The organism is Pseudomonas sp. NPDC089396 (assembly GCF_044749545.1).
GTDB lineage: Bacteria > Pseudomonadota > Gammaproteobacteria > Pseudomonadales > Pseudomonadaceae > Aquipseudomonas.
The window spans coordinates 23433-50372 of record NZ_JBIVIC010000021.1 but is presented as its reverse complement, the minus strand read 5'-3'; the positions used below and the strand labels follow the sequence as shown (position 1 = coordinate 50372).

Sequence of the window (26940 nt, the reverse complement as noted above, 5' to 3'; positions counted from 1 at the left end):
CCGTTGAAAAAGCTGATGAGCACTATTGAGCAAGTTGATTTCAAACCGCGTTGGCTGCTGCGTAAGGTAGGGCCATGTTTTACAGGAGGTCCCCATGGCCACTATTCAGATCATGTCCGTCATCGGCAGCGCCGTCCCGTCTACATTGCGTGAGCAAGGGCTGCTGGCATGTTGGTACCTGATGCGCAACGGCGAAGCCGTGAGTGGCCCGCTGACCACCCGCGCGTCGGCCCAGTCACTGGCCGAACAGCTCCAGGCCAATAGCCTGCTCGCTTGAACGAATGTGTTGTGCGTTGCTCCCTACGCCTCTTCTGACCCGCCTCTGGCGGGTCTTTTTTTTGCCCCGCACGAACCGACGAACGGAGGCGGGATAATCGTTACAGCATGAAGCTTTTTTCATTTCGATAGGCCGGTGCAACGAGCAATCGACAGCCGCTGAGCCATACTCCAGAATGCGAGCGTTTTTTGGGGGAAAACCCTTGCACAGCCAACGACATACCAACCTTTAGTGAGCCTCAACGTGAAAACATCCCTGCCCATCCTCAGCCTGCTGCTGTTGCTCACAGGAACTGCGACCCTTCCGTCGACCGCTGCTGCACAACCCCCAGCCCAGGTTCAACGCGACCCCTCCAAGCTGCACCTGGCTTCCGGCAGCGCCCTGCTGATCGACCTGAATACCAATCAAGAACTGTATTCGAGCCACGCCGACCGTGTGGTACCCATTGCTTCGGTCACCAAGCTGATGACCGCAATGGTAGTGCTGGATGCCAAGCAGCCCATGGATGACATGCTCACCATGACCATCGCCAACAACCCGGAGATGAAAGGCGTCTACTCGCGGGTGCGCCTGGGCAGCGAGCTGAACCGCCGCGAAACCTTGCTGATTACCCTGATGTCGTCGGAAAACCGTGCCGCTACCACTCTGGCCAACCACTACCCCGGGGGCTATCCGGCCTTCATCAAGGCGATGAATGCCAAGGCCCGCAGCCTGGGCATGAGCCATACCCGCTATGTCGAGCCTACCGGCCTGTCGACGCTGAACGTGTCCACCGCACGTGACCTCGGCAAGCTGTTGATGGCCTCGCGCAAGTACCCGCTGTTGAGCGAGCTGTCGACCACCCGCGAAAAGACCGTGGCTTTCCGCAAGCCCAACTACACGCTGGGCTTTCGCAACACCGACCACCTGGTGAACAAGAGCAACTGGGACATCAAGCTGACCAAGACCGGCTTCACCAATGAAGCGGGCCATTGCCTGGTGCTGCTGACCCGCATGGACAACCGCCCGGTGGCCATGGTGATTCTCGACGCCTTTGGCAAGTACACCCACTTCGCCGATGCCAGCCGCATGCGTCAGTGGCTGGAAACCGGTGCCGCGAAGCCTGCGCCGGCAGTCGCCATGCAGTACAAGTCGGATCGACAGAGCAAGACTCGCCTGGCTGCTGAGTAACCTGCCAACGCGGTCGCGTTGTAGGAGCGGCCTTGTGTCGCGAAAGGGCCGCGAAGCGGACCCAGGGTTTCTGCAGCGCTGCTGATATTGCCAGGGCCGCTTCGCGGCCCTTTCGCGACACAAGGCCGCTCCTACACCGATCAAGCGAGCCTGCTCAGACCTGGGTGCTGACCATCCCGCCGGCACTGCTGCCGCCCGTCGTCTGCAAGGCTTCGAGCAACTGCGCGGTCGCCTGCAAGATCTGGCCGTTGAGCGTGGCGATACTGGCCTGCTTGGCCCCCACCGCCGCCAACTTGGCCGTCTCCTCCATTTTCTGCGCCATCAGTGCAGCCAGTTGCTTCTGCTCCTCGGCCAACTGCGTCTGCAGTTTCTTGATCATTTCGCGCAATTGCTTGATGTGCGCGGGCTCGCCGCTGTCTTCGCTGCCTTGTGCGCTTTGCGCCTGGTCGCTTTTGCGCAACTTGGAAGTGTCGGCCTGAACGCTGGTGCCCTGCCCGCCTTCGACCTTCTCCGCCTCGCTGCTTACGGCAGCCGTGGCTGCGGGTGAGGCCCCACTGATAGTGATTGCTGCGATACCTACCATGTGTTTGTCCCTGTGCTGAAATGGTCCTGGCGTCGACTTCCCTATCGGCCGCCCGACGCAGACCTTTAGCACGGGCGGCCAGCCGGCACACGGCCGATCAGTAAATTCCCCGCACCTTGGCTCGTTCCAACCCATGTACCTACGCAGGAGCCGGAGTACCGGCGGGCGTCCACATTCGACCATTATGGAATCGCAGCCATGAGCCAGTCTTCGAACCCGGAAACCATCAAAGATCTGATCGGCGTGGGCTTCGGCCCGTCCAACCTGGCCTTGGCCATCGCCCTGGAAGAACTCGCCCAGACCCAGGGTCATGCCCTCGACGCGCTGTTCATCGACAAGCAGCAGGAGTACCGCTGGCACGGTGAAACCCTGGCCACCCAGAGCGAGCTGCAGATCTCCTTCCTCAAGGACCTGGTCTCGCTGCGCAACCCCACCAGCCCCTACAGCTTCGTCAATTACCTGCACCAGAAGGAGCGCCTGGCCGACTTCATCAACCTCGGTACCTTTTACCCCTGCCGCCTGGAGTACAACGACTACCTGCGCTGGGCCGCCGAGCACTTCGCCACCCAAGCCGTGTACGGCGAGCAGGTACTGCGCATCGAACCTGAAGCAAGAGCCGGCCGCGTGGAGCATCTGCGCCTGGTGTCGCGCAATGCCCAGGGCCGTGAAGTCAGCCGCCGGACCCGTTCGGTGGTAGTGGGCACAGGCGGCACGCCGAAAATTCCCGAAAAATTCGGCGCGTTCAAGGACGATCCGCGCGTCTTCCACCACTCCCAGTACCTGAGCAGCCTGAACAAACTGCCCTGCACCGATGGCAAGCCGATGCGCATCGCCGTGATCGGTTCGGGCCAGAGCGCCGCCGAGGCGTTCATCGACCTCAACGACAGCTACCCTTCGGTGAAGGTCGACATGGTGCTGCGCGGTTCGGCGCTCAAGCCGGCCGACGACAGCCCGTTCGTCAACGAGATCTTCTCCCCGGACTACACCGACCTGGTCTACAACGAACCGGCTGACCAACGCGCCAAGCTGCTGGGCGAGTACCACAACACCAACTACTCGGTGGTCGATCTCGACCTGATCGAGCGCATCTATGGCATCCTCTACCGCCAGAAGGTCGCCCACCAGTTCCGCCACAACGTGCTCTGCCGCCGCCAGGTGGAAGCGGTGGTGGCGACCCGCGAGGGCATCGAGCTGACCCTGCGCGACCTCGCCACCGGCCAGCAGCAAACCCACCGTTACGACGCCGTGATCCTTGCCACCGGCTACGAGCGCCGCTCGCACCGTGACCTGCTGGCGCCGTTGGCCGGATACCTGGAGGACTTCGCGGTCGACCGCAACTACCGGGTACTGGCCAGCCCCGAGCTGCAGGCCTCTGTCTACCTGCAAGGTTTCTGCGAGAACAGCCACGGCCTGAGCGACACCTTGCTGTCGGTACTGCCGTCGCGCGCGGCCGAGATCGGCCAGGCCCTCTACCACGACCTGTCCCACCCCCATGGCAGCCTGAAAGCGCCAGTAGCGCTCACCAGCGCCTGAACCCTCGACGCCTCTCAGAAACCGGCCAGGCGCCCCGCGCTTGGCCGGTTTTTGTACTTCTTGAAACATTTGCTTTCATTTAACTACGCAGGATTTTCATTCTCATTCGTCTTTATTAATGCAGCCCCAGTGGTTGGGCCTGTGCTCGACCCTCATTTTCAGAAGACGACCGATGGCCAAATCACCGAAAAAATCCAAGTCCAGGCTGTGGTTCCTGGTCCACAGCTGGCTCGCCCTGCCGATCTGGTTCTTCGTCCTGATCGTCTGCTTCACCGGCATGCTCGCGGTTGTCAGCCAGGAAATCGTCTGGCTGGCCAACCCCGATGTACGGGCCAGCAAGCCTGACGACAGCGCCGAACGCCTGAGCTTCCAGCAGGTGCTCGATGAACTGCACAAGGCCGAACCGGACATAGTGGTGCGTACGTTGCGCCAGCCGGACGGTTCGCACTTCGCCATCAATGCCGGCGTGACCTACCCCGACGGCAGCAGCCCCACGCTTTATGTGAACCCCTACACCGGCGCGATCCAGGGCAAGGTCCCGGACTTCAACTTCGAAGCGTTCACCCGTGCCCTGCACGGCTGGTGGCTGGTGCCCTTCACCAATGGCTTCAGCTGGGGCTGGTACCTGGTGTCGTTGCTCGGCCTGCCGATGCTGGCGTCGCTGGTGACGGGGCTTGTGGTGTACAAGAAGTTCTGGAAGGGCTTTTTCAAACCGGTGCGCACCGGCCACGGCTCACGCATCTTCTGGGGTGACCTGCACCGCCTGGCGGGGGTCTGGTCGATCTGGTTCATCGCGGTCATTTCCATCACCGGCACCTGGTTCCTGATCCAGGCCATCCTGTCCGATAACCACATCTCGATTTCCAGCGAACCGATCGTGCCGGTGATCGCCCGCGAAGATGTACCGCAAACCGCCGATGGCAGCCCTGCCCCACGCATCGACGTGGATGAAGCAGCGCGCCTGGCCGGCCTTGCGGTACCGGGCCTGGAGATCAACTTCGTCATGCTGCCGGCCACCGCCTACAGCCATATCAGCCTGGGTGGACCCGGCTGGTATCCGCTGATGTTCCAGAGCGCCGACGTCAACCCCTATACCCGAAACGTCGACAGCCAGTTCGTGATCAGCGACCGCTCCGCCCTGGAGTTCGTCACCGAGTCCATGCGCCCGCTGCACACCGGCGATTTCGGCGGCCTGCCGGTCAAGCTGATCTGGTTCTTCTTCGGCCTGGTCCTGACCCTGATGGTGTTCAGCGGCTTGCTGATCTGGACCAAGCGCACCGCCCAGGCCACCGCCGCCGCCATCAAACGCAGCGAACGCACGCCGCGCAAGGCCCGTAAGGAAACCACCGTGGAGATCCCCCAATGAGCCACGCCCAGCCCCTGCCCAGCAGCCCGCTCAAACAGTGGTGGCTGAAGTGGCGCTTCCACCTGAACATCCTGCTGATCCTGATCCCGCTGGGTTTCATGCCCAAGTACTTTGCCGATGCAGCGCTGTTTCGCGGCGATGCCGGCCTGGGCGTCAACCCGATCAGCGACATCCAGGTCGGCCCGTATAGCCTGGATCTTGCCGAACTGCGCAACGAAGCCCCTCGCGCCGACGGCCCGGCAGGCCACTTCAAGGCCTTCAACGCCGCCCTGTGCAAGGCCTGCATCAACGACGTCAAGGCCGTCTACCTGCGCATCGGCAAGCCACGCAGCCTGCGTGCCGCCGGCACCATCTTCTTCGGCGCCCCGTACCGCATGGGCACCAACCTGCCGATACCGCCACGCACCCGCCCTGATGCCGAGGTCTGGATCACCCTCGAAGGCTGGGACGGCAGCATGCACCAGGCGTCGGTTCCCCTGGCCAAGGCGTCCCCCGCCACCGTGGCCTGGCTCGAAAAACAAGGAGGCAAGAAATGAAGCACTTGATGCGCAAGCTCGCCCTGCCGCTGCTGGCCCTGGCCGCAGGCCCGGCCCTGGCCCACAACCCGATGTGCGAATGTGAAGAAGTCGCGGGGGGCCAGGTCAAATGCACCGGTGGCTTCTCCGATGGCAGCGGCGCGCCGGGGGTGACCCTGGACGTGATCGGCTACGACGAGCAGGTACTGGTCGGCGGCAAGCTCGGCCAGGACTCGACCCTGACCTTCAAACGCCCCGACGGCGAGTTCTACGTGCTGTTCGACGCAGGCCCCGGGCACGTGGTGGAAGTCGACTACGCCGACATCGCACAACCATGAGCGGCCCGACCCTGAGCCGTACCCAGGTGGTACGCCCCGCCGGTGCCGGGCATGAAACCCTCTATGTGCTGCTGGTCAGCCTGCTGATCGTCGCCCTCGCCAGCACGGTGGTGCTGCTGCGTGGCGAACGCGAGGACGAACAGGTCATCGCCAGCCACCAGATCGACGCACGCCGTGACCTGAGCGCCGCCGAGCAAGGCATCTACACCGACCTGCGGGTGGCGTTCGACGAGATCCAGCTGCTGCGCGAAGAAACCGCCACCACTCCCCCCGTGGACATGCTGGCCGAGGAAGGCCTGCCACCGTTCGTGGTGGACGCTGGCAGCCAGAGCCGTGGTGGCCACCAGTGGTCGTGGTTGCCGACCGGCGCCTACCTCGGCCTGAGCCAGGCGCCGCAGGTAGCGGGCAGCTTTCTGCTGATCCTGCCGAGCGACAGCAACGGCCAGGCCGATGTCTGGCTCCGCCGCGACAGCGCAGCACTGACCCCGGATGACCTCGGCCAGGCGGCGTTGATCGCCGCGGGCTGGCAGCAAGTGGTCAGCCATTACGACGCCGGGGTAACCCGCGAGCACCGTCACTGAACCCAAGGAATTCCTCCATGTTCCGCTCCGCCTTCGCCCTGCTGCTGGCCTGCGCCTTCCCTCTGATGGCCCTGGCCGACACCGGCAAACCCCTGCGCATCGGTATCACCCTGCACCCTTACTACAGCTACGTGAGCAACATCGTCGGTGACAAGGCCGAGGTGGTGCCGCTGATCCCGGCGGGCTTCAACCCCCATGCCTATGAGCCACGGGCCGAGGACATCAAGCGCATCGGCACCCTGGATGTCGTGGTGCTCAATGGCGTCGGCCATGACGACTTCGCCGACCGCATGATCGCCGCCAGCGAAAAACCCGACATCAAGACCATCGAGGCCAACCAGAACGTGCCGCTGCTGGCGGCCACCGGCATCGCTGCCCGCGGCGCTGGCAAGGTGGTCAACCCGCACACCTTCCTGTCGATCAGCACCACCATCGCCCAGGTCAACAACATCGCCCGCGAGCTGGGCAAGCTCGACCCGGACAACGCCAAGTTCTACACGCAAAACGCCCGCGCCTACGCCAAGCGCCTGCGCGCGCTGCGCGCCGAGGCCCTGGCCAAGGTGACCGAAGCTCCGGATGCCACCTTCCGCGTGGCCACCATCCATGCCGCCTACGACTACCTGGTGCGTGACTTCGGCCTGGAAGTGACCGCAGTAGTGGAACCTGCCCACGGGATCGAGCCGAGCCCGGCACAGCTGAAAAAAACCATCGACCAACTCAAGGCGCTGGACGTCAAGGTGATCTTCTCGGAGATGGATTTCCCGTCGGCCTACGTCGAAACCATCCAGCGCGAATCCGGCGTGCGCCTGTACCCGCTGACGCACATTTCCTACGGCGAATACACCAAGGAAAAGTACGAAGTGGAGATGAAGCGCAACCTCGACACCGTGGTGCGCGCCATCCAGGAGAACCGCGCATGACCGCCGCCGCCAACCTTGTCACGCCCAGTGGCCCGCGCCTCGACTTCGCCGGCATCGACCTGACCCTGGGCCGCACGCGCATCCTCGAACAGGTCAGCTTCAGCGTCGCCGTCGGCAGCGTGCATGCCATCGTCGGGCCCAATGGCGGGGGCAAGAGTTCGCTGATCAAGACCCTGCTCGGACAAATGCCGCACCAGGGCCAACTGACCCTGCACTGGCCCGGCGAGCACCAGGTGATCGGCTACGTGCCCCAGGCGCTGGAGTTCGACCGTGGCCTGCCGATGACCGTGGACGACTTCATGGCCGCCATGTGCCAACGGCGCCCGGCCTTTCTCGGCCTGTCGCGCCATGTTCGCCCTGCGGTCGACGCAGCGTTGGCGCGGGTGGGCATGCTCGACAAACGCAAACGGCGCATGGGTGCGCTGTCTGGCGGCGAGCGCCAGCGCGTGCTGCTGGCCCAAGGTTTGATCCCGGAGCCGCAATTGCTGGTACTCGACGAGCCGATGTCGGCGCTCGACGAAGCCGGGATTCAAGTGTTCGAACAGCTGCTCAATGGCTGGCGCCAGGCCGGCACCACCGTGTTGTGGATCGAGCATGACCTGGAAGCAGTATTGCGCCTGGCCGACCGGGTCACCGGGCTGAACCGCCGTGTGCTGTTCGATGCCCCACCCGCCCAGGCCCTGACCCCCGAGCGTCTGCTCGGCCTGTTCTCCGTCCACCCGCGCAGCGAGAGCCTCGCCTCATGAGTTATGAAGCATTCCGCCAACTGGTCCAGGAATGGGCCGGCGCTGGCTACCTGCCGGAGGCGCTGGCCTACGGTTTCGTGATCAACGCGCTGCTGGCTGGGCTGATGATCGGCCCGGTGCTGGGCGGCCTGGGCACCCTGGTGGTGGTCAAGCGCTTTGCCTTCTTCTCCGAAGCCGTCGGCCATGCCGCGCTGACGGGCGTTGCCATCGGCATCCTGCTCGGCGAACCCTACACCGGCCCTTACGGCAGCCTGTTCGGCTACTGCCTGCTGTTCGGCATCCTGCTCAACTTTCTGCGCAACCGCACCGGACTGTCGCCCGATACGCTGATCGGCGTGTTCCTTTCGGTGTCGTTGGCGCTGGGCGCCAGCCTGCTGCTGATGCTGGCCGGCAAGATCAATGTGCACATCCTCGAAAACGTGCTGTTCGGCTCGGTACTGACCGTCAGTGCTCAGGACCTGTTAGTGCTGGGCATCGTCGCGGTGCTGGTGCTGGCGCTGTCCCTGCCGCTGTACAACCGCATCATGCTGGCCAGCTTCAACCCGCAGCTGGCGGCGGTGCGCGGCGTGGCGGTGAAGACCCTGGACTACCTGTTCGTGGTGCTGGTGACCCTGGTCACCGTGGCCTCGGTGAAGGTGATCGGGGCGATTCTGGTCGGTGCCTTGCTGGTGATACCAGCGGCGGCTGCACGGCTGGTCAGCCAGTCGCTCAAAGGCTTTTTCTTCATCTCGGTGCTGATCGCCACCCTGAGCACACTGCTGGGCATTCTGCTGCCGATCATGTTCGACCTGCCGGTGCCGTCCGGTGCCGCGATCATTCTGGTTGCGGGTATCTGCTTCGCCCTCGCCGCCCTGGCGCGCGCCCTCGTTCCACGCCTGCAAGGAAACCCGGCATGAACCTGAAACGACTGACCCTGGCCCTGGCCTTGGCCGGCCTGCCCTCGCTGGCCGCTGCCACGCAAGTGCTGACCACCCTGCCTGTCACCCACAGCCTGGCCACGGCCTTGCTCGCCGGCACGTCGATAGCGCTCACCCGCGCCGCCCCGGCCAACCTGCCGGCCAGCCGCCAGCCTGCGTATTTCAGCAGCCGTGGTGGCGCCAGCCTGGCCAAGGCCGCGCAGCAGGCCGACGCGGTGATCGGCGTGCGTTCGATCTGGCGCGATGACCCGCTCTACCCGATGGCCAGGCGCAGCAACATCCGCATCGTCGAAATCGACGCCGCGCGCCCGGTGGACGGTGCGTTGCCGGGCATCGCGGTGACCGGCGACGATGCCTACAGTGCGTACCCCTGGTTGAACCCGACCAACCTGGGGCGCATGGCCGATGTGCTGGCCAACGACCTGGAGCGCCTGGCGCCGGCCGAAAAGGTCAAAATCCAGGGCAATCTGGCGGGGCTCAAGCGTCAGTTGCTGGCGCTGACGGCCGACAGCCAGACGCAGTTGGCACAGGTCGACAACCTGTCTGTGGTGAGCTTGTCCGAGCGTCTGGGATATCTGGCCAGCGGGCTGAACCTGGATGTGGTGGAACAGCCGTTGCCGGCCGATGGCAAGTGGGATGAGGCCGCGCTCAAGGCGTTGGGCGACAACCTGAAGGAGCAGGATGTGGCGCTGGTGCTGGACCATCGGCAGCCGGAGGCGGCGGTGGCCGAGGTGATCAAGGCCAGCGGGGCGAAGCTGCTGGTGGTGGAGAGTGATCCGCAGGATGCCGTGACCGGGCTCAAGGCCAGTGTCGAACAAGTGGTTGGGGCATTGAGCGAGGGTTGATGCTGGCTGCACTGGCCCTATCGCCGGCAAGCCGGCTCCCACAGGGCCCCCACAACCCTTGAGAGCAGTGGTGTACCTGTGGGAGCCGGCTTGCCGACGATAGGGCCAGTGCAGACACCCCTAGCGCTTCATGCAGCGCTGATACCGCTCATCCACCCTGCCGGCAAACCACGCGGTAGTCAGCTTGCGAGTAATCTTCGGGCTCTTCAGCTCGATCCCCGGCAACACCGCCCGCGGCGCCGGTTTGCCCGCTGCCGCATCGGCCAGGGCGAACACCCCGCTGTACAGCTTGCTGTCCTCGAACGCCAGGCGGTCACCCAGTTCCAGCTGGTTGCGGATCTGCGTATTGCGCAGCCCCAGCTTCACCCCCAGCTTGCGCGCCGCCTGCTCGGTGCTGCCGGGCATGATCGAGCCCGGCGCGATCAGGTCGCCATCGAGCGCCAGCTTGATCCCCGTCGCCTTGCTCAACGCCGCCTGAAACGCGGCGTTGCGGCTGGCGTACCAGCCAGCGTTGAAATCGGCGAAACGGTAGAGCTGACGCTCATAGGAGGCGGGATAACCCAACAAGTGAGCGATGCCGAAGTACATGCCACCTCGGCGAGTGAACACTTCCTGGCGAATCGTGCCTTCATAGGTGTAGGGATAGTCTTTGGCGTGTTGCTCGGCGAACTCGACGCTGACTTGCATCGGCCCGCCCGTGTGCACCGGGTTGAGCCCACCGAGCAGGGTCTTGCCCAGCGGCAAGCGGGCGGTGACTTCGTCGTACAGCGCGCTCAGCTGTTTCTCGCTGCGTACCGCGAGCAAGCGCTGCTGGTAGGTCTGGCCGTTGCCTGAAGTAGTGTTCAGCGCGCCGTCGACCAACAGCCGCGGCACATGCATCCCAGCGGCGCGGCGGTCGATTTCCGCGCGGGCGATGCGGCCCAGGTTGGGCACCTGCGGGTCGGCGTTGAAGGTCGACTCCTGCTCGGTGACCGCCAGCACCGCGCACAGGTTGCTCTTGCTCGGTGCGATGCGCTGGGCCTCGAACGCCTGCTGGATATCCCTGGCCCAGCCTTCGCGGTCCTTGGACTGGGCCGGCAGCAGGCGCAACAGCTGGGCATGCACTTTCGCAGGGTCGGCTTCGACTTCTTCTTCGCGCCGCCCGACGCAACCTTGCAGCAGCGCCAGGGCCATCAGGCCAGCGGTGAGGAGACGAGCGTTCAGGGCTGCTCACCGACCATGTAGGTCTTGCTGATGTGGCGGAACTGGGGATGGCTGGCATTGCCCAGCAGTTCGAACAGGACCATTTCACGGGTCACCAACTGCGCGCCCGCCTGGGCCATGCGCGCCAGTCCTGCGGCCTTGTTGGCCGGGGTGCGGCTGTCGCAAGCGTCCTCGACCACGAACACCTGCTTGCCCAGGCCCAGCAGGCCGAGCACGGTTTGCAGTACACACACATGGGTTTCCATGCCGCAGACGATCACCTGTTCGCGCGCCAGCAGGCTTTCGGGCAGGCACTGGGCCGCCACGCATGAAAAATGGGTTTTCTCCACCACCTCGGCACTCGGTACGACCGCGAGCAGTTCAGGCAGCGTGTGCCCCAGGCCTTTGGGGTACTGCTCGGAAATCACCGTCGGCAATTCCAGGTCGGCGCAAGCCGCCAGCAACCAGCGTGCGCGTGCACGGGTACCTTCGGGGTCGCTCATGGCGCCGATGAGTTTTTCCTGAATGTCGACGGCCAGCAGCGTGGCCTTCTGGTGATCGATCAACATGCTCTACCCTGCCTGAAAAGCCTAAGGCTCTCGCAGGCAGGGCACGCCGTCAATCAGTCCGAGAGCATGAAGTTGAATGACACCATGCGATGGTCCGAGTCCATCAGATCCAGCACTTGACCCGGCTCAGGTGACTGCGCCAGGTCAGAGGTGAGCGAATAGTTGAGCATGTACACCGGTCGGTTGCTCGGGTGGGTTGGGCCCTGGGCCAACACTAGCTGGGCAATACCCTGTGGCGTAATCCAGTTCCTGCTGTCGGGATGGTCAGGTGTTGGCTCACGAGGGTCACGGTTGAAGTCGCCCAGCAGGATGAACGGTGTAGCCGTGTGCCAGACCAATTCACGCAGCACTCTCGGGCTGTTCGGACCTCCGCCCGAAATGGCATGAAAACTGTAAACGGTCATATCGGTACGCAGCCCTGGCAAGCGAATGCGCAGCCCCAGCACCGGCCTTGGCGACAGCAGCCCCGAGGGTGACTGGGCGCCGTCGGCGACTACCGTCACGCCCGTCACGCTCACATCGCTGTTCACCATCATCGCCACTCGCACGCGTTGCCTGCCGACCTCCAGGTAATACAGCATGTAGTTCTCCGGGCGACCGGAAGTCCCGACCTCCCAGCGCCAGCGATTGACTTCATGAGCACCACCAAACTGGTCACTCACGCTGAGCTGTGCCTCATGCCGGGCAGAGGTTGGCGGCTCGCCCGCTTCCTGCAGCGCGATCACATGGTGCTGGCGAATTCGATGTAGCAAATGAGCGCGGAACTTGTCGGTCTGCGTTGCCGAGGTACCTTGCATGTTGAAGGTTGCCGCACGAAATTGAACAGGCGGGTTTCTTCCGCGCTGCCAGCCGATTATCGCTTGTACACCGGTGCCTGGGTCGTGCAGCCGTGCCCGGTGGTAACGGGTAATGCTTCCCCGCAGTTCGATGCTCGCACGCCAAGGCCCCCAGGCAGCGGTGACTGCAATTCGCAACAGGCGCAATGCATCGCTGGGATCAAGCCTCTGCGGCCCATGGTCGCTGAGCAGCCCGGACATGATCAATGCGTGATGGATGTTGTACACCCGCAGCAACACCGCCAGGCTCTGCTCACGACGTGCCGCCTGAAGGCCGGCAATGATGCCCGGCTCGTTGTACAGACGCTGCAACAGTGTCGTCAGGCCATGTGCTGCATCTGCCTGTTCACCCCAGTTGCTGCTGCGCATGAACTCGCTGGAGATGTGATAGCTGACATAGGCCGCCGAATGAGGCGCATCGGTTGGGGCTGTGGTCAGCAGTTGAAACAACTCACGAAAAAGGCGCTCAAGTTCGGCATTGAATTCGGTGTCGCTGAGCGAGCGCAGCAAAAGCCCGGCGCCCCATCGAATGCGAAAATTGACTGGCATGACCCACTCCTGCTTTCAAAGGCCTGATCGACTCAGACCGATGGGAAGATGAGGTTCAGTTCGCCATCCACCACTGCCGCGGCGGGGACGCCTTTGACCACTATGCCAATGCTCCGGTCGACCCGACCCAACACATTGCCGTCATAACGATAGAGGTCTAGCGTGCCCTCGACGTCTCCGTCGTGCAGATCGCCCATGCTTTGCTCGGTTGGCGCGGTCACCGACAAGGTTGGATCAGTGGATTTCACGTTGGCGTATGCCAGCGTCAGCAGGCCATCATGCACAAACACGGCAGGCATGAAGTGGTAGGGTTTTTCGAGCAGTAGTTGCCCACGGCTCCAGCCGCTGTCACCGTCGAACCTGATCAAGGACAAGCCCTCTGCACTCTGGTAGAAAACATGCAGGAGCCGCTGGTAGGTACAAACGACTGGGTCCCAGGGCGAGCGTGCCAGTCGGTTCTGCCCCTCCGGATGGACATGCCCCTGACGGAGCCAGTCAATTCCTGTCGTCGAGTTGCCCCACCGTATCCCGCCGTTCCCAGGTTCTCGCCAGAATAGATACAATTTGCCATTGAGCTCGGCTACGGATGGGGAGCCAAAGACAGTCATGCTCATGTCCAAATGAATCCGAATGTCCTCGCCAGATTGCCAGTGCAGTACTTTCGACCCGTTGGTACTGGTGATCGGGTTTTTGGCTTCGGCACTGGTGAATACATGAATGCGTCCGTTGTAGCCATAGACTGCTGGCAAACCCGAAAGGCTCGGGAACTTCAGATCGACAGGGACGCTCCAGTTTCTCGTCGCGAGCCTTGAGGTCATCATCACCTCATTGCCGTCACCAAAGTAGAAGCAATACAGCACGTTACCCATGGCCAATAGTCGACAGCCTTTTGGGGAACAAACAGGCAGGGGCAAGGAAGCATTCAACAAGCCAAGGTGGGAAACAGCGCGATGCAGCGTCATGAAGGTACCTCGCCATGATCAAGTGAGGTGCCATTAAGTCGGTGTGGCGCGCACGCGTATGTCGCTGCAATCCCGGTCAGATGACAGAAACCTGAGGTGCTGCTTGAAGGGCGGATTGCAAGCGCAAGGTCAATGTCTCAAGGATTGCGTCTTCCTGTTCATGAATGAAGAAATGGCCACCGGGGAACATTTGCAACGTGAAATGGCCGCAGCTTTCCTGCCTCCAGGCCAACAGTTGCGCCTCACTGGCGCGGTCAGCATCTGCGCCCATCACATACAGCGGGCAGGACAACGCGGGCCGCTGACGATAGGCATAACGGCCACAGAGCAGGAAGTCGGCGCGCAGGATGGGCAGGGTCAGGCTCATCAGTTCGTCGTTGGCCAGCACTTCTTCTGGCGTGCCATTGAGCGCGCGCAGCTCGCTTTTCAGCGCCTCATCGCTCTTCGGCTCGCGCCAGTCTTTGCCGTCATAGCCCTCACGCCGGGTTGGCGCCGCCGTGCCGCAGGCGAACAGCGCCACCGGTGGCGGACAACCCAACGCGCGCAGCTCGTGGGCCAGCTCGAAAGCCAGCAGCGCGCCCAGGCTGTGGCCGAGCAGCGCATAGGGCGCGGCCGTGGCCAGGCGTTGTTCGGCGGCCAGTTGCCGGGCCAGGGCCTGCAGGTCGGTGTGCAACGGCTCGGCCATGCGCGCACCGCGCCCGGGCAGCTCGACCGGGCGCACCTGCAGCCAGGCCGGCAGCTTGCGCCGCCAGCGGCTGTAGACCATCGCGCTGGCACCGGAATACGGCAGGCACAGCAGGTTGAGGGGGGTCACTGGGCAGCGGCTTCGGCCATCTTCTGGCGCAGGCTCAGAGGGCGCATGTCAGTCCAGACTTCGTCGATGTAGGCCAGGCAGTCCTGCTTCAGGCCTTTCTTGCCCACGGCGCGCCAGCCGTTGGGAATCGCCTTGTAGTCGGGCCAGATGGAATACTGCTCTTCGTGGTTGACCACTACCTGGAACTGGATATCGTCGCGGTCGAATACGGAAGTCATTGCCTGTCTCCTTGAGTGAGGGATGCCGGTACGCGCTTGGCGTGGGAGGGCTCTCAGGTAGACGTAGGAAGATTCGGAAAAATTAGGGAGCTCAATTTGAGTCTTGCGGTGGGGTTGAGATCGAGCGCCGCCCGCGCGGCGCATCGCGGATGAATCCGCTCCACCCAAAAAGCCCGCCGAACACCCGCCAGCCCTCACGCATCCCGCAGCAAGTCATGCGCATCCAGCAACCGAAACGCGACCTCAGGATTGCGTTCCAACCCTCGCCGAATCGCCGCCGGAATCGACTGCCGGGTCTTGCGACACAGCCCCGGCTGGGCATCGAGCTCGATGACGATGCCGCGCATGGTGCGCACCTCGTTGAACCCTGGTTGTATGCGCACGCGAATGCCAAGGTTCTCGAACATCCGCACCTGCAGGCGCTGCAGGTCTTCCAGATCCTTCACGTTTTCCAGGCGTTCGACCAAGCGTTTTTCTTCCTGCCGGGTAAGCAGCAGGATGCGTTGGGCCGCTGGCGGGCTCTCGGCCAGGTTTTCTCGGCCGCAGTCGCAGGCGCCAGGGGGGCACGGTTGGCGTAGAGGTGGAGGTGTGCTCATGGGGCAAGCATAGCCTGAACTGGCCCTATCGCCGGCAAGCCGGCTCCCACAAGTACAGCACTGGTTTCAAGAACGGCGGGGTACCTGTGGGAGCTGGCTTGCCAGCGATAGGGCCCTTGAGGTCAATGTCATTTGGCTTCAAGTTCAGACATGCCTAACAGCTGACGATCAACTAAAGCTGCGCCAATCGCTCTCGCAGAAACCCGACAAAACCCTGTACCGGCCTCGCCACCTGCCGATGTTGCGGATACACCGCCGACAACTGCAACGCCGCCGGTGCCCAGTCATCCAGCACCGTCACCAGGCGCCCATCGGCCAATGCCTGGCCAACGATGAAGGTCGGCAGATAGGTCACCCCCATCCCGGCTATCGCCGCGTCCCTGAGCAACTCGCCATTGTTGGCGCGCATCCGCCCGGCCACGGCAATGGCCTGCGCCTTGCCAGCACGAATGAACTGCCACTGCACCTGCCGTGAATGCCCGTAAGGCAGGCAGTCATGCCCCGCCAGTTGTTCGGGCCGCTTCGGCACACCGCGCGTTTGAAGATACTCAGTGCTCGCGCAGTACACCCGCTCGACACTGGCGATCCGCCGCGCGATCAGGCTGGAATCCTCCAGCGCACCAATGCGCAGTGCCAGATCGTAACCCTCACCGATCAGGTCCACGGCGCGATCACTGAGGTCCACCTCCACATCCACCTGCGGGTGCAGTTGCAGAAACTCGGTCAACAGGCAGCCCAGGTGCGCCATGGCGAACGACAGCGGTGCGCTCAGGCGCAAGGTGCCGCGCAAGGCCTGGGTCTGACCGCTGATGTCCTGCTCCACCTGCTGCACCTCGCCCAACAGGCGCAGTGCCGACTGGTAGTAGTGCTGGCCCAGCGGCGTAGCGTCCAGCCGCCGGGTGGAGCGGTTGAGCAGGCGCACGCCAAGCCGTTCTTCCAGTTGCATCAGGCGTCGGCTGACCGATTGCTTGGACATGCCCAGGCGGTCGGCGGCGGCGGTGAAGCTGCCGGCCTCCATCACCTGGGCAAAGATGCGCATGTCTTCGTAGGGGTTCATTGTCTTGCTCGCGGTGACAGTCAGCCGCTTTATAGCGGCTTTTTCCCATCATTGCAGCGCCCTACTCACACAACAGGCCAGGTTCTCGGGGTCTCAGGGGGAAATCGCGCTGCATTCGGGTTAAACCCAAATACGGCCCCTGTGGTGGCGCACAGCGAGTTCAACCACAGCCAGACCCAGCCGGAGCACTTTCTGCAGATCTGGATCGTGCCTGACGTGAAGGGCGCGACGCCGCGTTACCAGCAGCAGCACTTCAGTGCCGAGGAAAAGCGCGGCAAGTTGCGGCTGATCATTTCCCCGGATGGCGCGGAAGGGTCATTGCAGGTGCGCCAGGATGCGCGGGTGTATGCCGGGCTATTCGTAGGTGCGGAGCGGGCGAGCCTGACCTTGCCGGAGAACCGCCATGGCTATGTGCATGTGGCCCGGGGCAGCATCGAGCTCAATGGGCAGGTGCTGAATGAGGGGGATGGGGTGCGGGTTCGCCAGGAGCGGATGCTGGAGCTGAGCAATGGCAAGGATGCAGAGGTGCTGGTGTTTGACTTGCGGCCGCATGAGTTGCCGGGCATGGCTTGATCTCGGTGGGGGCTGTGATGGCCTCATCGCCGGCAAGCCGGCTCCCACAGGTTCACCACCGGCCTCAAGAACGGTGGGATCCCTGTGGGAGCCGGCTTGCCGGCGATGAGGCCATCAAGAACAGCTCAGGGCTCGAACCCTTCCACAATGATCACCTCTGCCTTCGCCACCCCTTGTCGGTGGCTGCAAGCTTCCTGATACAGCTCGGACCGATAACAGGCCACCGCCTGCTCATACGAATCGAACTCGATCACCACGCTGCGCTGCGGCGTCTGCCGCCCTTCCATCGCCTCGCTACGCCCGCCCCGGGCCAGGAACCGGCCGCCAAATGCCGCAAAGGCTGCCGGCGCGCGCTGTGTGTACTGCTGGTACTGCTCAGGGTCGGTCACGTCCACATGGGCGATCCAATAGGCTTTCATCCGCTGCTCTCCTGCTGCAAAACTATTTGTGTATGATGGTATACCATAAATCCACCCCCATCACAGTGAGCGTGCAGCATGGCTTTCAACACCATCGAAGAACTCCTCGAGGACTACCGGCAAGGCAAGATGGTGCTGCTGGTGGACGACGAAGACCGGGAAAACGAAGGCGACCTGCTAATCGCCGCCGAGCGCTGTGACGCCCAGGCCATCAACTTCATGGCCCGCGAAGCGCGTGGGCTGATCTGCCTGACGCTGACCGACGAACACTGCCAGCGCCTGGGCCTTGAGCAAATGGTCCCGGCCAACGGCAGCGTGTTCAGCACCGCCTTCACCGTGTCGATCGAAGCCGCCAGCGGCGTCACCACCGGTATCTCCGCCGCCGACCGGGCGCGCACCGTGGCTGCGGCAATGGCCGCCGATGCCCGCCCCGAAGACCTGGTGCAGCCCGGCCACATCTTCCCCCTGCGCGCCCGCGAAGGCGGCGTGCTGACCCGCGCCGGCCACACCGAGGCCGGTTGCGACCTGGCCCGCCTGGCCGGCTTTACCCCGGCTTCGGTGATCGTCGAGGTGCTCAACGACGACGGCACCATGGCCCGCCGCCCGGACCTTGAAGTGTTCGCCGCCCAGCATGGCATCAAGATCGGCACCATCGCCGACCTGATCCACTACCGCCTGAGCACCGAACAGACCATCAAGCGCATCGGCGAGCGCGAGCTGCCGACCGTGCATGGCACGTTCCGCCTGGTGACTTATGAAGACCGCATCGAAGGCGGTGTGCACATGGCCATGGTGATGGGCGATATCCGCCGCGAGCAGCCGACGCTGGTGCGCGTGCATGTGATCGACCCGCTGCGCGACCTGGTCGGGGCCGAGTACGCAGGGCCGGCCAACTGGACGTTGTGGGCGGCGCTGCAGAAGGTGGCCGAGGAAGGCGCTGGGGTGGTGGTGATCCTGGCCAACCATGAGTCCTCGCAGGCACTGCTGGAGCGGGTGCCGCAGCTGACCCAGCCCGTGCGGCCGTACCAGCGTGGGCAGTCGAAGGTGTATTCGGAGGTCGGGACTGGCGCGCAGATTCTGCAGGACCTGGGCGTGGGCAAGCTGCGCCACCTGGGGCCGCCGCTCAAGTATGCGGGGCTGGCGGGGTATGAGCTGGAGGTGGTGCAGAGCATTCCGTTCGAGCCGGGGATGGTTGGCTGAGCGCCCCCTCCCACAAATACACCACGGCCATTGAAACCTGTGGTGTTCCCCCTGTGGGGGCCGGTTTGCCGGCGATAGGGCCCGTACAGCCCCTCCAAGTTGCCTGCGCCGGCCTCATCGCCGGCAAGCCGGCTCCCACAGAGGATTTGCGTCAGCTTCTGGAAATTGAGCAAGCGCACGCGGAGTGATGGCCGGTCGCCTCCCCCTCTTGCGAAAAGTTTGGAATACCATAATATGATATCCCGTAGACCTTGAATTCTCAGGCCACCGCCTAGACTCAAAAAACGGCCACCGCACACATTGTCAGAGCTGCTCCCCGAATACTGTTGGCGGGCGCACACCCAGCCCCGCCTCGAATAACAAAAGCAACGAGGGCGTAACCATGCTGTTGAGCAAACGTGTAACCGCAGTGCTGTCCGCCAGCCTGCTGACCCTGGCTTGTCAGGCCACCCAGGCCGCCGACAGCCTCAACTTCGTCAGCTGGGGCGGGACCACCCAGGACGCCCAGAAAGAAGCATGGGCCGAACCCTTCAGCAAGGCGACCGACATCAAGGTGGTGCAGGACGGCCCAACCGACTACGGCAAGCTCAAGGCCATGGTCGAGAGCGGCAACGTGCAGTGGGACGTGGTCGACGTCGAAGCCGACTTTGCCCTGCGCGCCGCCAGCGAAGGCCTGCTCGAACCCCTGGACTTCAATACCATCCAACGCGACAAGATCGACCCGCGCTTTGTCTCCGACCATGGCGTCGGTTCGTTCTTCTTCTCCTTCGTGCTCGGCTACAACGAAGGCAAGCTCGGCGCCAACAAGCCGGTGGACTGGACCGCACTGTTCGACACCAAGACCTACCCCGGCAAGCGCGCCCTGTACAAGTGGCCAAGCCCCGGCGTGCTGGAACTGGCCCTGCTGGCTGACGGCGTCCCTGCCGACAAGCTCTATCCGCTGGACCTGGACCGCGCCTTCAAGAAGCTCGACACCATCAAGAAAGACATCGTCTGGTGGGGCGGCGGCGCCCAGTCGCAGCAGCTGCTGGCCTCCGGTGAAGCCTCGCTCGGCCAGTTCTGGAACGGCCGCGTCTACGCCCTGCAGCAAGACGGCGCACCGGTGGGCGTGAGCTGGAAGCAGAACCTGGTCATGGCCGATTTCCTGGTCATCCCCAAAGGCGCCAAGAACAAGGACGCGGCCATGAAGTTCCTGGCCAATGCCAGCAGCGCCGAAGGCCAGGCCGAGTTCGCCAACAAGACCGCCTACGCCCCGGTGAACGTCGACAGCGTGGCCAAGCTCGACAAAGACCTCGCGCAAAACCTGCCGACCGCCTACGCCCAGGACCAGGTCACCCTGGACTTCGCCTACTGGGCGAAGAACGGCCAGGCCATCGCCGCGCGCTGGAATGAGTGGCTGGTGAAATGAAAGTCGCCATCAACGCCCTGCACAACGCGCAAGGTGCCCCCACGGGCGCCGGCGCCCCGGGAGCGGCCCCTCGCCGCGAACCGCTGAACCGCCGTTGGAAAGGCAGCCGTAACCTGCTGCCCGCCCTGCTGTTCCTTGGCCTGTTCTTCTTCGCCCCGCTGATCGGCCTGCTGCTGCGCGGTGTGCTGGAGCCGGTGCCGGGGCTGGGCAACTACGAGCAGCTGTTCGCCAACTCGGCCTATGCGCGGGTGCTGTTCAACACCTTCTCTGTGGCCGGCGTGGTCACCCTGATCAGCGTGCTGCTGGGCTTCCCGCTGGCCTGGGCGATCACCCTGGTGCCCAAGGGCTGGGGCCGCTGGCTGCTGAACATCGTGCTGCTGTCGATGTGGACCAGCCTGCTGGCGCGCACCTACTCGTGGCTGGTGCTGCTGCAAAGCTCGGGGGTGATCAACAAGGTGCTGATGGCCCTGGGCATCATCGATACCCCGCTGGAGATGGTGCACAACCTGACCGGCGTGGTGATCGGCATGAGCTACATCATGATCCCGTTCATCGTGCTGCCGCTGCAGGCGACCATGCATGCCATCGACCCGATGGTGCTGCAGGCCGGCTCGATCTGCGGCGCCAGCCCCTGGACCAATTTCTGGAAGGTGTTCCTGCCGCTGTGCCGCTCGGGGCTGTTCTCCGGTGCGCTGATGGTGTTCGTGATGTCGCTCGGTTACTACGTCACCCCGGCCCTGCTCGGCGGTGCGCAGAACATGATGCTGCCCGAATTCATCATCCAGCAGGTGCAGTCGTTCCTCAACTGGGGCCTGGCCAGCGCCGCCGCCGCACTGCTGGTGGTGATCACCCTGGTGCTCTTCTACCTGTACCTGAAGCTGCAGCCGGAATCCCCGGTCGGCAACGCGAGGTAATCCGCCATGCTTCTGTCACCCAATGCCATGGGCCGCCCACTGCGCACGGGCCTGTACCTGACCACCGGGGTCATCGCCGCGTTCCTGCTGCTGCCGGTGGTGTTCATCGTGCTGCTGTCGTTCGGCTCCTCCCAGTGGCTGGTGTTCCCGCCACCGGGCTGGACCTTCAAGTGGTACGTCCAGTTCTTCGCCAACCCGGAGTGGATGGACGCTGCACTGGCCAGCCTCAAGGTCGCCGTACTGACCACCGTGTTCGCCGTGCTGCTGGGCCTGCCCACCGCGTTCGCGCTTGTACGCGGCCGCTTCCCCGGCCGTGAGATGCTCTACGGCCTGTTCACCATGCCGATGATCGTGCCGCTGGTGATCATCGCGGTGGCGGTGTACGCGCTGTTCCTCAAGCTGGGCTACACCGGCACGCTGTTCGCCTTCGTGGTCAGCCACGTGATCGTCGCCCTGCCCTTCACCATCATCTCGATCATCAACTCGCTGAAGCTGTTCGACCAGTCGATCGAGGATGCCGCGGTGATCTGCGGGGCGTCGCGCCTGCAGGCGATCTTCAAGGTGACCTTCCCGGCGATTCGCCCGGGGATGATCGCCGGTGGCCTGTTCGCCTTCCTGGTCTCGTGGGACGAGGTGGTGCTCAGCGTGATGATGGCCAGCCCCGACCTGCAGACCCTGCCGGTGAAAATGTGGACCACCCTGCGCCAGGACCTGAGCCCGGTGATCGCCGTCGCTTCGACGCTGCTGATCGGCCTGTCGCTGATGGTCATGGTTATTGCCGCCGCCTTGCGCCGGCGCACCGAAGTCAACGCCTGAGTGCCCGGAGACAACAACAATGAGTGCAGTGATCAAAGACAACGCGCACAACAAGACCCTGGTCAGCCTGCGCGGCCTGAACAAGCACTACGGCGACTTCACCGCCGTGGACAATCTGGACCTCGAAATCCAGGACGGCGAGTTCCTCACCTTCCTCGGCTCCAGCGGTTCGGGCAAGTCCACCACCCTGTCGATGCTGGCCGGTTTCGAAACGCCCAGCAGCGGCGAGATCCTGGTCGAGGGCCAGTCGCTGGTGAACGTGCCGCCGCACAAACGTGACATCGGCATGGTGTTCCAGCGCTACTCGCTGTTCCCGCACCTGAACGTGCGCGACAACATCGCCTTCCCGCTGGCCATCCGCAAGCTCGGCGCCGCCGAGATCAACAAGCGGGTCGATGCCATGCTCAAGCTGGTGCAGCTGGAGAAGTTCGCCCACCGCAAGCCGTCGCAGATGTCCGGTGGCCAGCAGCAGCGTGTGGCGATCGCCCGCGCGCTGGTGTACGAGCCACGCATCCTGCTGATGGACGAACCGCTCGGCGCGCTGGACAAGAAGCTGCGCGAAGACCTGCAGGACGAGTTGCGTCAGCTGCACCGGCGCCTGGGCATCACCATCGTCTACGTCACCCACGACCAGGAAGAAGCCATGCGCCTGTCCCAGCGCATCGCCATCTTCAGCCACGGCAAGATCGTCGGCCTGGGCACCGGCTACGACCTCTACCAGAACCCGCCCAATGCCTTCGTCGCCTCGTTCCTGGGCAACTCGAACTTCCTGCGGATCAAGGCCAGCAGCCACGGTGCCGGCAGCTTCGAAGGGCAATCGGTGGCCATACGCCTGACACCTGGCCTGGCGGCCGGGCAGGAAGCACTCATCATGGTGCGCCCGGAAAAAGCCCTGGCCCTGACCGTCGACCAGGCCGCGCGCGAACCGCTGCCGGCGGGCTGGAACGAGGTGATTGCCAAGGTCGGCGAAGTGTTGTTCCTCGGCGAAAGCCAGACCTGTCATGTGATGACGCCAGGCGGCAGCGAACTGACCGTGAAAGCGCTGTCCGCCGCCGGCATGCCGATGCAACCGGGCGACACAGTGAAAGTGCGCTGGGCGGTGGCCGATGCCTGCATCTACACCGAGTGGGCAGAGAGCGATTTGAGCAAGGCGGCGGGTGCCCACTGACCGTCAGCCGCAGGTAAAGGATTGACGCGCGTCCCGACCAATGGTCAGATGCGCGCCAGTTTCAGGTGTCCTGCGCCGCCGCGCGCAGGGTGAAACGGGAAGCCGGTGCGTCGTGGTCCACGACAAGTCCGGCGCTGCCCCCGCAACGGTAAGCGAGCGACGCCTTCGACACACCACTGTGCGCCTGCATGGGAAGGTGAAGGCGTCATGACCCTCGTAAGCCCGGAGACCGGCCTGAAGCTTCACTTGGCAACCCGCGGTGGGCGGGCGCAGGCCGGTATCCGCGTGCGCGGCCTGCGTGCGCGGTTCGCCTTTGCGTGTTTTCCACCGGGATCCATTCATTCCTGCAGTAGTGGAAAGACATGTCCCGTTTCTTCAAGCTTCACCCTCTGGCGGCCTGCCTGGCCGTCTCCTTCCCGGCCTTGGCCGACGAGCACGACAGCCAGGTGCTGGCACTGCCCTCCACAGCCATCACCGATACCCGCGATCAGCAGCACGTCGACCTTGCCACGCCGACCGAGGCGGGTTCGCGCCTTAACCTGAGCGCCCTGGAAACCCCGGCCAGCACCAGCAGCATTACCGACGAGCAGATTCAGCAGCGCAATAACCTCACCGTGCAGGACGCCGTGACCCGCTCGCCGGGCATCACCTTCATCGGCAACCCGGGCGATGGCGGCACCGGCCTGTCGGCGCGTGGCTTTACCGGGCATGGCTCGGTGATGACCCTGTTCGACGGCGCGCACCTGTTCACCGGCGCAGGTACCCAGACCTTCCCGGTCGACCCGTGGATGGTCGAGCGCATCGATGTGATCCGTGGCCCGGCCTCGGTGCTGTATGGCGAGGGCGCCACCGGAGCGGTGATCAACGTCATCCCGAAAAAGCCCTTCGCCGGTGAAATCCACAACCACCTGCGCCTGGGCTACGGCTCCTGGGACCGCCAGCAACTGGGCCTGGACAGCGGCGGCAGCCTCAGCGAGCGCTTGAGCTATCGCCTCACCCTGAACCAGCAAGCCGGCAACGGCTGGGTCGACCGCACCGATTCGCGCAGCCTGGCCCTGAGCGCCGCGCTGCGTTTCGACGCCAGCGACGACTTGAGTTTTACCCTGGCCCATGAGCGTGGCGATGCCGAGCCTGCCAACTACTACGGCACGCCGCTGATTGACGGCCATTACCGCAGCAGCCTGCGCAAGAAGAACTACAACATCCAGAACGACGTGCAGCGCTACCACGATGAATGGACCCGCTTCACCACCGACTGGACCCTCAGCGACCAGGTCAGCGCCAGCAACCAGCTCTACTACATCAAGAGCCGCCGCCACTGGCGCAACGCCGAGAACTACAGCTGGGACGTCGATCGCGAGCAGCTGCTGCGCCAGAGCTACCTGGAGATCAGGCACAACCAGGAGCAGATCGGCGACCGCCAGACCTTCACGTTCGACCATTCGCTGCTCGGCCTGACCAGCAGGACGCTGGTCGGTGCCGAGTACAACAAGGTGCGTTTCAACGTCGACAGCAACGCGCCCTACAACGATGTGGGCGGCGACTACATCGACCCGTGGCAGCCGGCGCCGGGTTGGTTCCACAGCGATTCGCCCACGCGCCCGCAAACCTTGTCCACCACCCACACCTTCGCCCTGTTCGCCGAGAACCGCCTGCAGCTGACCGAGCGCCTGTCGCTGGTGACCGGCGTGCGCCGCGACCAGAACCATATCGACCGCGACAACCTCACCGACGGCACCCGCAGTGACCGTAGTTTGCAGGGTGGCAACTGGCGCGCAGGACTGGTGTTCGCGGTCACCGACAACCTGTCGCTGTATGGCCAGTACTCCACCAGCGAGGACGGGGTGAACAACCTGATCAGCCTCAGCCCGAGCCAGATGCACTACGACCTGACCGAGGCCAGGCAGACCGAGCTGGGCCTCAAGCAGCGGTTCTGGGAAGGTCGGGGCGAATGGACGCTGGCGGCCTACCACATCGTCAAGAAGAAGCTGCTGGTGGATGACCCGTTCACCCATGAACCGCAACAAGCTGGGCAACAGACGTCCGATGGCCTGGAGGCGACGCTGGAGCTGAGTTTGCCGCAGCAGTGGCAGGTTTCGGCAAATGCCGCGGTGGTGCGCGCCAAGTATGACGAATTCGACGAGATGGTCGGCGGCGTGCCCCAGGACCGTGCTGGCAATCGCCCGACCAACGTGCCGCGGCGTAGTGCCAACCTGTGGCTGAGCAAGGGATTCGGCCAGCAAATGGAAGTGGGTATGGGCGCGCGCTATGTGGACGAGCGTTATGCCGACACTGCCAACACCCAGCGTGCGCCAGGGTACACCGTGGTCGATGCCAATATCGGCTGGCAGGTGCTGCCGGATGTGAGGTTGGGGTTGCAGGTGAACAACCTGTTCGACCGGGAGTATGTGGCTTCGGCGTTCAGCGGCACGCAGTGGGTGATGGGGGCGCCGCGGTCGTATTTTGCGACGGTGGATTACAGCTTCTGATTTGAGGTGACTGCACCGGCCCTATCGCCGGCAAGCCGGCTCCCACAGGGACACCACCGTTCTTAAAGCCGGTGGTGTCCCTGTGGGAGCCGGCTTGCCGGCGATAAGGCCCGCATGAACACCACAAAAACAACTTCCCTGCTTACCCCAAAAAGTTATAAGATAACATTTCATTTGACATTCATTCCTGCCTGCGACCCCTTCCATGACCAGTGCCGCCGCCACTCCCACCCAGCTCACCCAGCGCCTGCAGAGCATCGACGCCCTGCGCGGCCTGGTGATCCTGTTCATGCTCCTCGACCATGTGCGCGAAACCTTCTTCCTGCACCGCCAGGTCAGCGACCCGATGGCCATCGACGCCACCGACCCGTCGCTGTTCGCCAGCCGCACCCTGGCCCACCTGTGCGCGCCGGTGTTCGTCCTGCTCACGGGCCTGTCGGCCTGGCTGTACGGCGAGAAATACCAGGGCCGCAGCGATGTCTCGGCCTTCCTGTTCAAGCGCGGGCTGTTCCTGGTGGTGCTGGAGTTCACCCTGGTCAACTTCGCCTGGACGTTCCAGCTGCCGCCCAGTGTCATCTACCTGCAGGTGATCTGGGCCATCGGCATCAGCATGCTCGCCCTGTCGCTGCTGGTGTGGCTGCCGCGCCCCGCGCTGCTGGCCGTGGGGGCCGTGATCGTGGCCGGGCACAACCTGCTCGATGGCCTGCACTTCGGCGTCGAGTCCGCCCTGCACGTGCCCTGGGCGATCCTGCATGACCGTGGCTGGCTGGAGCTCTCCGAAAACCTGCGCCTGCGCACTTCCTACCCAGTGCTGCCATGGATCGGCGTGATCGCCCTGGGCTATGGCCTCGGTCCCTGGTTCGCCCGGGGTAGCGATGCGCAACAACGCCAGTATCACCTGCTGCTGGCCGGGGTCATCGCCCTGCTCGGCTTCATGGTGCTGCGCATCCAGAACGGCTATGGCGAAGCCCCCTGGAGCGGCTTCCCGACCGTGACCCAAACCCTGATGAGTTTCTTCAACATCACCAAGTATCCACCGTCGCTGCTGTTCCTGGCCCTGACCCTGGGCTGCGGCCTGCTATTGCTGCGTACCTTCGAGCGCGCCGGGCAGGCCCGCTGGATCAGCGCCCTGGCAGTGTTCGGCGCGGCGCCGATGTTCTTCTACCTGCTGCACCTGTACGTGCTGAAGCTGCTGTACCTGGCCAGCGTCGCCCTGTTCGGGCGCAACCACGGCGACTACTTCGGCTTCGACGGCATTGCCGCGGTGTGGCTCACCGCCGCGCTGCTGGCCGTGGCGCTGTACCTGCCGGTGCGCGGATTTGCCCGGCTCAAGGCACGCCGGCGCGATATCACCTGGCTCAAGTACCTGTGATTTAGCG

At 63.9% G+C, this 26940-nt stretch carries 28 protein-coding genes, 1 pseudogene and 1 riboswitch; of the genes and pseudogenes, 19 read left to right on the top strand and 10 right to left on the bottom strand.

Annotated elements, in window-relative coordinates:
• Positions 1-94 precede the first annotated feature (94 nt).
• Positions 95-277, top strand: a complete 183-nt coding sequence (locus ACIPZB_RS26255; protein WP_400643352.1) for a hypothetical protein — start codon at positions 95-97, stop codon at positions 275-277.
• A gap of 243 nt (positions 278-520) precedes the next feature.
• Complete coding sequence (gene pbpG, locus ACIPZB_RS26250) at positions 521-1447, top strand: D-alanyl-D-alanine endopeptidase (RefSeq protein ID WP_400643351.1); 927 nt, start codon at positions 521-523, stop codon at positions 1445-1447.
• Positions 1448-1601: 154 nt separating this feature from the next.
• Here the strand turns inward: pbpG and ACIPZB_RS26245 are convergent, their stop codons facing one another.
• Positions 1602-2030 (bottom strand): hypothetical protein, encoded by a 429-nt coding sequence (locus ACIPZB_RS26245; RefSeq protein ID WP_400643350.1) that lies wholly within the window; start codon positions 2028-2030, stop codon positions 1602-1604.
• 198 nt (positions 2031-2228) lie between these two features.
• Here ACIPZB_RS26245 and ACIPZB_RS26240 point away from each other — a divergent pair, with 198 nt between their 5' ends.
• The 9 genes from ACIPZB_RS26240 (at position 2229) to ACIPZB_RS26200 (ending at position 9791) form a co-directional block, all read left to right on the top strand.
• Complete coding sequence (locus ACIPZB_RS26240) at positions 2229-3563, top strand: lysine N(6)-hydroxylase/L-ornithine N(5)-oxygenase family protein (protein ID WP_400643349.1); 1335 nt, start codon at positions 2229-2231, stop codon at positions 3561-3563.
• Positions 3564-3735: 172 nt separating this feature from the next.
• Positions 3736-4929, top strand: a complete 1194-nt coding sequence (locus ACIPZB_RS26235; protein WP_400643348.1) for a PepSY-associated TM helix domain-containing protein — start codon at positions 3736-3738, stop codon at positions 4927-4929.
• Positions 4926-5465, top strand: a complete 540-nt coding sequence (locus ACIPZB_RS26230; RefSeq protein WP_400643347.1) for a thiamine pyrophosphate-binding protein — start codon at positions 4926-4928, stop codon at positions 5463-5465. Before ACIPZB_RS26235 ends, ACIPZB_RS26230 begins: the two co-directional genes overlap by 4 nt.
• Complete coding sequence (locus ACIPZB_RS26225) at positions 5462-5782, top strand: hypothetical protein (RefSeq protein WP_008099886.1); 321 nt, start codon at positions 5462-5464, stop codon at positions 5780-5782. The genes ACIPZB_RS26230 and ACIPZB_RS26225 overlap by 4 nt, the downstream gene beginning before the upstream one ends.
• A gap of 11 nt (positions 5783-5793) precedes the next feature.
• Positions 5794-6363 carry a DUF6162 family protein gene (locus tag ACIPZB_RS26220; protein WP_400643370.1) on the top strand — a complete coding sequence of 190 codons (570 nt, stop codon included), beginning with the start codon at positions 5794-5796 and terminating at the stop codon, positions 6361-6363.
• A 17-nt stretch (positions 6364-6380) separates the two neighbouring features.
• Complete coding sequence (locus ACIPZB_RS26215) at positions 6381-7283, top strand: metal ABC transporter substrate-binding protein (protein ID WP_400643346.1); 903 nt, start codon at positions 6381-6383, stop codon at positions 7281-7283.
• Positions 7280-8029 carry a metal ABC transporter ATP-binding protein gene (locus ACIPZB_RS26210; RefSeq protein WP_400643345.1) on the top strand — a complete coding sequence of 250 codons (750 nt, stop codon included), beginning with the start codon at positions 7280-7282 and terminating at the stop codon, positions 8027-8029. Before ACIPZB_RS26215 ends, ACIPZB_RS26210 begins: the two co-directional genes overlap by 4 nt.
• The gene (locus tag ACIPZB_RS26205; RefSeq protein ID WP_400643344.1) at positions 8026-8925 is read left to right on the top strand and encodes a metal ABC transporter permease; all 900 of its coding nucleotides are present in this window, start codon (positions 8026-8028) and stop codon (positions 8923-8925) included. The genes ACIPZB_RS26210 and ACIPZB_RS26205 overlap by 4 nt, the downstream gene beginning before the upstream one ends.
• On the top strand, positions 8922-9791 hold the full coding sequence (locus ACIPZB_RS26200; RefSeq protein WP_400643343.1) for a metal ABC transporter solute-binding protein, Zn/Mn family: 870 nt from the start codon (positions 8922-8924) through the stop codon (positions 9789-9791). Before ACIPZB_RS26205 ends, ACIPZB_RS26200 begins: the two co-directional genes overlap by 4 nt.
• 120 nt (positions 9792-9911) lie before the next feature.
• Here ACIPZB_RS26200 and ACIPZB_RS26195 read toward each other — a convergent pair whose 3' ends face one another.
• The 8 genes from ACIPZB_RS26195 to ACIPZB_RS26160 all read right to left on the bottom strand — a co-directional run bounded on the left by ACIPZB_RS26195 (position 9912) and on the right by ACIPZB_RS26160 (position 16574).
• Entirely contained in the window at positions 9912-10964 is a 1053-nt protein-coding gene (locus ACIPZB_RS26195) for a DUF1615 domain-containing protein (RefSeq protein ID WP_400643342.1), read from the bottom strand.
• Positions 10965-10990: 26 nt separating this feature from the next.
• Positions 10991-11542 carry a hydrolase gene (locus tag ACIPZB_RS26190; protein ID WP_400643341.1) on the bottom strand — a complete coding sequence of 184 codons (552 nt, stop codon included), beginning with the start codon at positions 11540-11542 and terminating at the stop codon, positions 10991-10993.
• A gap of 53 nt (positions 11543-11595) precedes the next feature.
• Positions 11596-12888 carry an endonuclease/exonuclease/phosphatase family protein gene (locus ACIPZB_RS26185; RefSeq protein ID WP_400643340.1) on the bottom strand — a complete coding sequence of 431 codons (1293 nt, stop codon included), beginning with the start codon at positions 12886-12888 and terminating at the stop codon, positions 11596-11598.
• Positions 12889-12959: 71 nt separating this feature from the next.
• Positions 12960-13889: a hypothetical protein gene (locus ACIPZB_RS26180; protein ID WP_400643339.1), complete on the bottom strand. Its 930-nt coding sequence runs from the start codon at positions 13887-13889 to the stop codon at positions 12960-12962.
• Positions 13890-13965: 76 nt separating this feature from the next.
• On the bottom strand, positions 13966-14703 hold the full coding sequence (locus ACIPZB_RS26175) for a thioesterase II family protein (RefSeq protein WP_400643338.1): 738 nt from the start codon (positions 14701-14703) through the stop codon (positions 13966-13968).
• Entirely contained in the window at positions 14700-14921 is a 222-nt protein-coding gene (locus tag ACIPZB_RS26170; RefSeq protein ID WP_008099910.1) for an MbtH family protein, read from the bottom strand. Before ACIPZB_RS26170 ends, ACIPZB_RS26175 begins: the two co-directional genes overlap by 4 nt.
• A 194-nt stretch (positions 14922-15115) precedes the next feature.
• Entirely contained in the window at positions 15116-15517 is a 402-nt protein-coding gene (locus ACIPZB_RS26165) for a hypothetical protein (protein ID WP_400643337.1), read from the bottom strand.
• Positions 15518-15689: 172 nt separating this feature from the next.
• Positions 15690-16574 (bottom strand): LysR family transcriptional regulator, encoded by an 885-nt coding sequence (locus ACIPZB_RS26160; RefSeq protein ID WP_400643336.1) that lies wholly within the window; start codon positions 16572-16574, stop codon positions 15690-15692.
• A gap of 144 nt (positions 16575-16718) precedes the next feature.
• On the opposite strand from ACIPZB_RS26160, the pseudogene ACIPZB_RS26155 reads away from it, so the two are divergent.
• A pseudogene (locus ACIPZB_RS26155) lies at positions 16719-17147 on the top strand (pirin family protein); the annotation flags it as partial.
• A gap of 125 nt (positions 17148-17272) precedes the next feature.
• Here ACIPZB_RS26155 and ACIPZB_RS26150 read toward each other — a convergent pair.
• Positions 17273-17566: a DUF1330 domain-containing protein gene (locus ACIPZB_RS26150; protein WP_008099920.1), complete on the bottom strand. Its 294-nt coding sequence runs from the start codon at positions 17564-17566 to the stop codon at positions 17273-17275.
• Positions 17567-17644: 78 nt separating this feature from the next.
• Between ACIPZB_RS26150 and ribBA the strand changes: the two genes are divergently transcribed.
• The 7 genes from ribBA (at position 17645) to ACIPZB_RS26115 (ending at position 26933) form a co-directional block, all read left to right on the top strand.
• Positions 17645-18766: a bifunctional 3,4-dihydroxy-2-butanone-4-phosphate synthase/GTP cyclohydrolase II gene (gene ribBA / locus ACIPZB_RS26145; RefSeq protein WP_400643335.1), complete on the top strand. Its 1122-nt coding sequence runs from the start codon at positions 17645-17647 to the stop codon at positions 18764-18766.
• A 382-nt stretch (positions 18767-19148) separates the two neighbouring features.
• Positions 19149-20174 (top strand): ABC transporter substrate-binding protein, encoded by a 1026-nt coding sequence (locus tag ACIPZB_RS26140; protein ID WP_400643334.1) that lies wholly within the window; start codon positions 19149-19151, stop codon positions 20172-20174.
• On the top strand, positions 20171-21088 hold the full coding sequence (locus ACIPZB_RS26135) for an ABC transporter permease (RefSeq protein ID WP_008099926.1): 918 nt from the start codon (positions 20171-20173) through the stop codon (positions 21086-21088). The genes ACIPZB_RS26140 and ACIPZB_RS26135 overlap by 4 nt, the downstream gene beginning before the upstream one ends.
• A gap of 6 nt (positions 21089-21094) precedes the next feature.
• The gene (locus ACIPZB_RS26130; RefSeq protein ID WP_400643333.1) at positions 21095-21904 is read left to right on the top strand and encodes an ABC transporter permease; all 810 of its coding nucleotides are present in this window, start codon (positions 21095-21097) and stop codon (positions 21902-21904) included.
• 19 nt (positions 21905-21923) lie between these two features.
• Positions 21924-23072: an ABC transporter ATP-binding protein gene (locus ACIPZB_RS26125; RefSeq protein WP_400643332.1), complete on the top strand. Its 1149-nt coding sequence runs from the start codon at positions 21924-21926 to the stop codon at positions 23070-23072.
• A 46-nt stretch (positions 23073-23118) separates the two neighbouring features.
• Positions 23119-23325: riboswitch (cobalamin riboswitch) on the top strand.
• Between the two features lie 109 nt (positions 23326-23434).
• Entirely contained in the window at positions 23435-25561 is a 2127-nt protein-coding gene (locus tag ACIPZB_RS26120) for a TonB-dependent receptor (protein ID WP_400643331.1), read from the top strand.
• A gap of 205 nt (positions 25562-25766) precedes the next feature.
• Positions 25767-26933, top strand: a complete 1167-nt coding sequence (locus ACIPZB_RS26115) for a DUF1624 domain-containing protein (protein ID WP_400643330.1) — start codon at positions 25767-25769, stop codon at positions 26931-26933.
• Positions 26934-26940 lie beyond the last annotated feature (7 nt).

Bases quoted from the DNA above. Each gene is read 5' to 3' on its own strand.
- ACIPZB_RS26255 (WP_400643352.1), top strand. From the start codon at position 95: ATGGCCACTATTCAGATCATGTCCGTCATCGGCAGCGCCGTCCCGTCT.
- ACIPZB_RS26245 (WP_400643350.1), bottom strand. From the start codon at position 2,030: ATGGTAGGTATCGCAGCAATCACTATCAGTGGGGCCTCACCCGCAGCC.
- ACIPZB_RS26240 (WP_400643349.1), top strand. From the start codon at position 2,229: ATGAGCCAGTCTTCGAACCCGGAAACCATCAAAGATCTGATCGGCGTG.
- ACIPZB_RS26235 (WP_400643348.1), top strand. From the start codon at position 3,736: ATGGCCAAATCACCGAAAAAATCCAAGTCCAGGCTGTGGTTCCTGGTC.
- ACIPZB_RS26230 (WP_400643347.1), top strand. From the start codon at position 4,926: ATGAGCCACGCCCAGCCCCTGCCCAGCAGCCCGCTCAAACAGTGGTGG.
- ACIPZB_RS26225 (WP_008099886.1), top strand. From the start codon at position 5,462: ATGAAGCACTTGATGCGCAAGCTCGCCCTGCCGCTGCTGGCCCTGGCC.
- ACIPZB_RS26215 (WP_400643346.1), top strand. From the start codon at position 6,381: ATGTTCCGCTCCGCCTTCGCCCTGCTGCTGGCCTGCGCCTTCCCTCTG.
- ACIPZB_RS26210 (WP_400643345.1), top strand. From the start codon at position 7,280: ATGACCGCCGCCGCCAACCTTGTCACGCCCAGTGGCCCGCGCCTCGAC.
- ACIPZB_RS26205 (WP_400643344.1), top strand. From the start codon at position 8,026: ATGAGTTATGAAGCATTCCGCCAACTGGTCCAGGAATGGGCCGGCGCT.
- ACIPZB_RS26200 (WP_400643343.1), top strand. From the start codon at position 8,922: ATGAACCTGAAACGACTGACCCTGGCCCTGGCCTTGGCCGGCCTGCCC.
- ACIPZB_RS26195 (WP_400643342.1), bottom strand. From the start codon at position 10,964: ATGGCCCTGGCGCTGCTGCAAGGTTGCGTCGGGCGGCGCGAAGAAGAA.
- ACIPZB_RS26190 (WP_400643341.1), bottom strand. From the start codon at position 11,542: ATGTTGATCGATCACCAGAAGGCCACGCTGCTGGCCGTCGACATTCAG.
- ACIPZB_RS26180 (WP_400643339.1), bottom strand. From the start codon at position 13,889: ATGACGCTGCATCGCGCTGTTTCCCACCTTGGCTTGTTGAATGCTTCC.
- ACIPZB_RS26170 (WP_008099910.1), bottom strand. From the start codon at position 14,921: ATGACTTCCGTATTCGACCGCGACGATATCCAGTTCCAGGTAGTGGTC.
- ACIPZB_RS26165 (WP_400643337.1), bottom strand. From the start codon at position 15,517: ATGAGCACACCTCCACCTCTACGCCAACCGTGCCCCCCTGGCGCCTGC.
- ACIPZB_RS26160 (WP_400643336.1), bottom strand. From the start codon at position 16,574: ATGAACCCCTACGAAGACATGCGCATCTTTGCCCAGGTGATGGAGGCC.
- ACIPZB_RS26150 (WP_008099920.1), bottom strand. From the start codon at position 17,566: ATGAAAGCCTATTGGATCGCCCATGTGGACGTGACCGACCCTGAGCAG.
- ribBA (WP_400643335.1), top strand. From the start codon at position 17,645: ATGGCTTTCAACACCATCGAAGAACTCCTCGAGGACTACCGGCAAGGC.
- ACIPZB_RS26140 (WP_400643334.1), top strand. From the start codon at position 19,149: ATGCTGTTGAGCAAACGTGTAACCGCAGTGCTGTCCGCCAGCCTGCTG.
- ACIPZB_RS26135 (WP_008099926.1), top strand. From the start codon at position 20,171: ATGAAAGTCGCCATCAACGCCCTGCACAACGCGCAAGGTGCCCCCACG.
- ACIPZB_RS26130 (WP_400643333.1), top strand. From the start codon at position 21,095: ATGCTTCTGTCACCCAATGCCATGGGCCGCCCACTGCGCACGGGCCTG.
- ACIPZB_RS26125 (WP_400643332.1), top strand. From the start codon at position 21,924: ATGAGTGCAGTGATCAAAGACAACGCGCACAACAAGACCCTGGTCAGC.
- ACIPZB_RS26120 (WP_400643331.1), top strand. From the start codon at position 23,435: ATGTCCCGTTTCTTCAAGCTTCACCCTCTGGCGGCCTGCCTGGCCGTC.
- ACIPZB_RS26115 (WP_400643330.1), top strand. From the start codon at position 25,767: ATGACCAGTGCCGCCGCCACTCCCACCCAGCTCACCCAGCGCCTGCAG.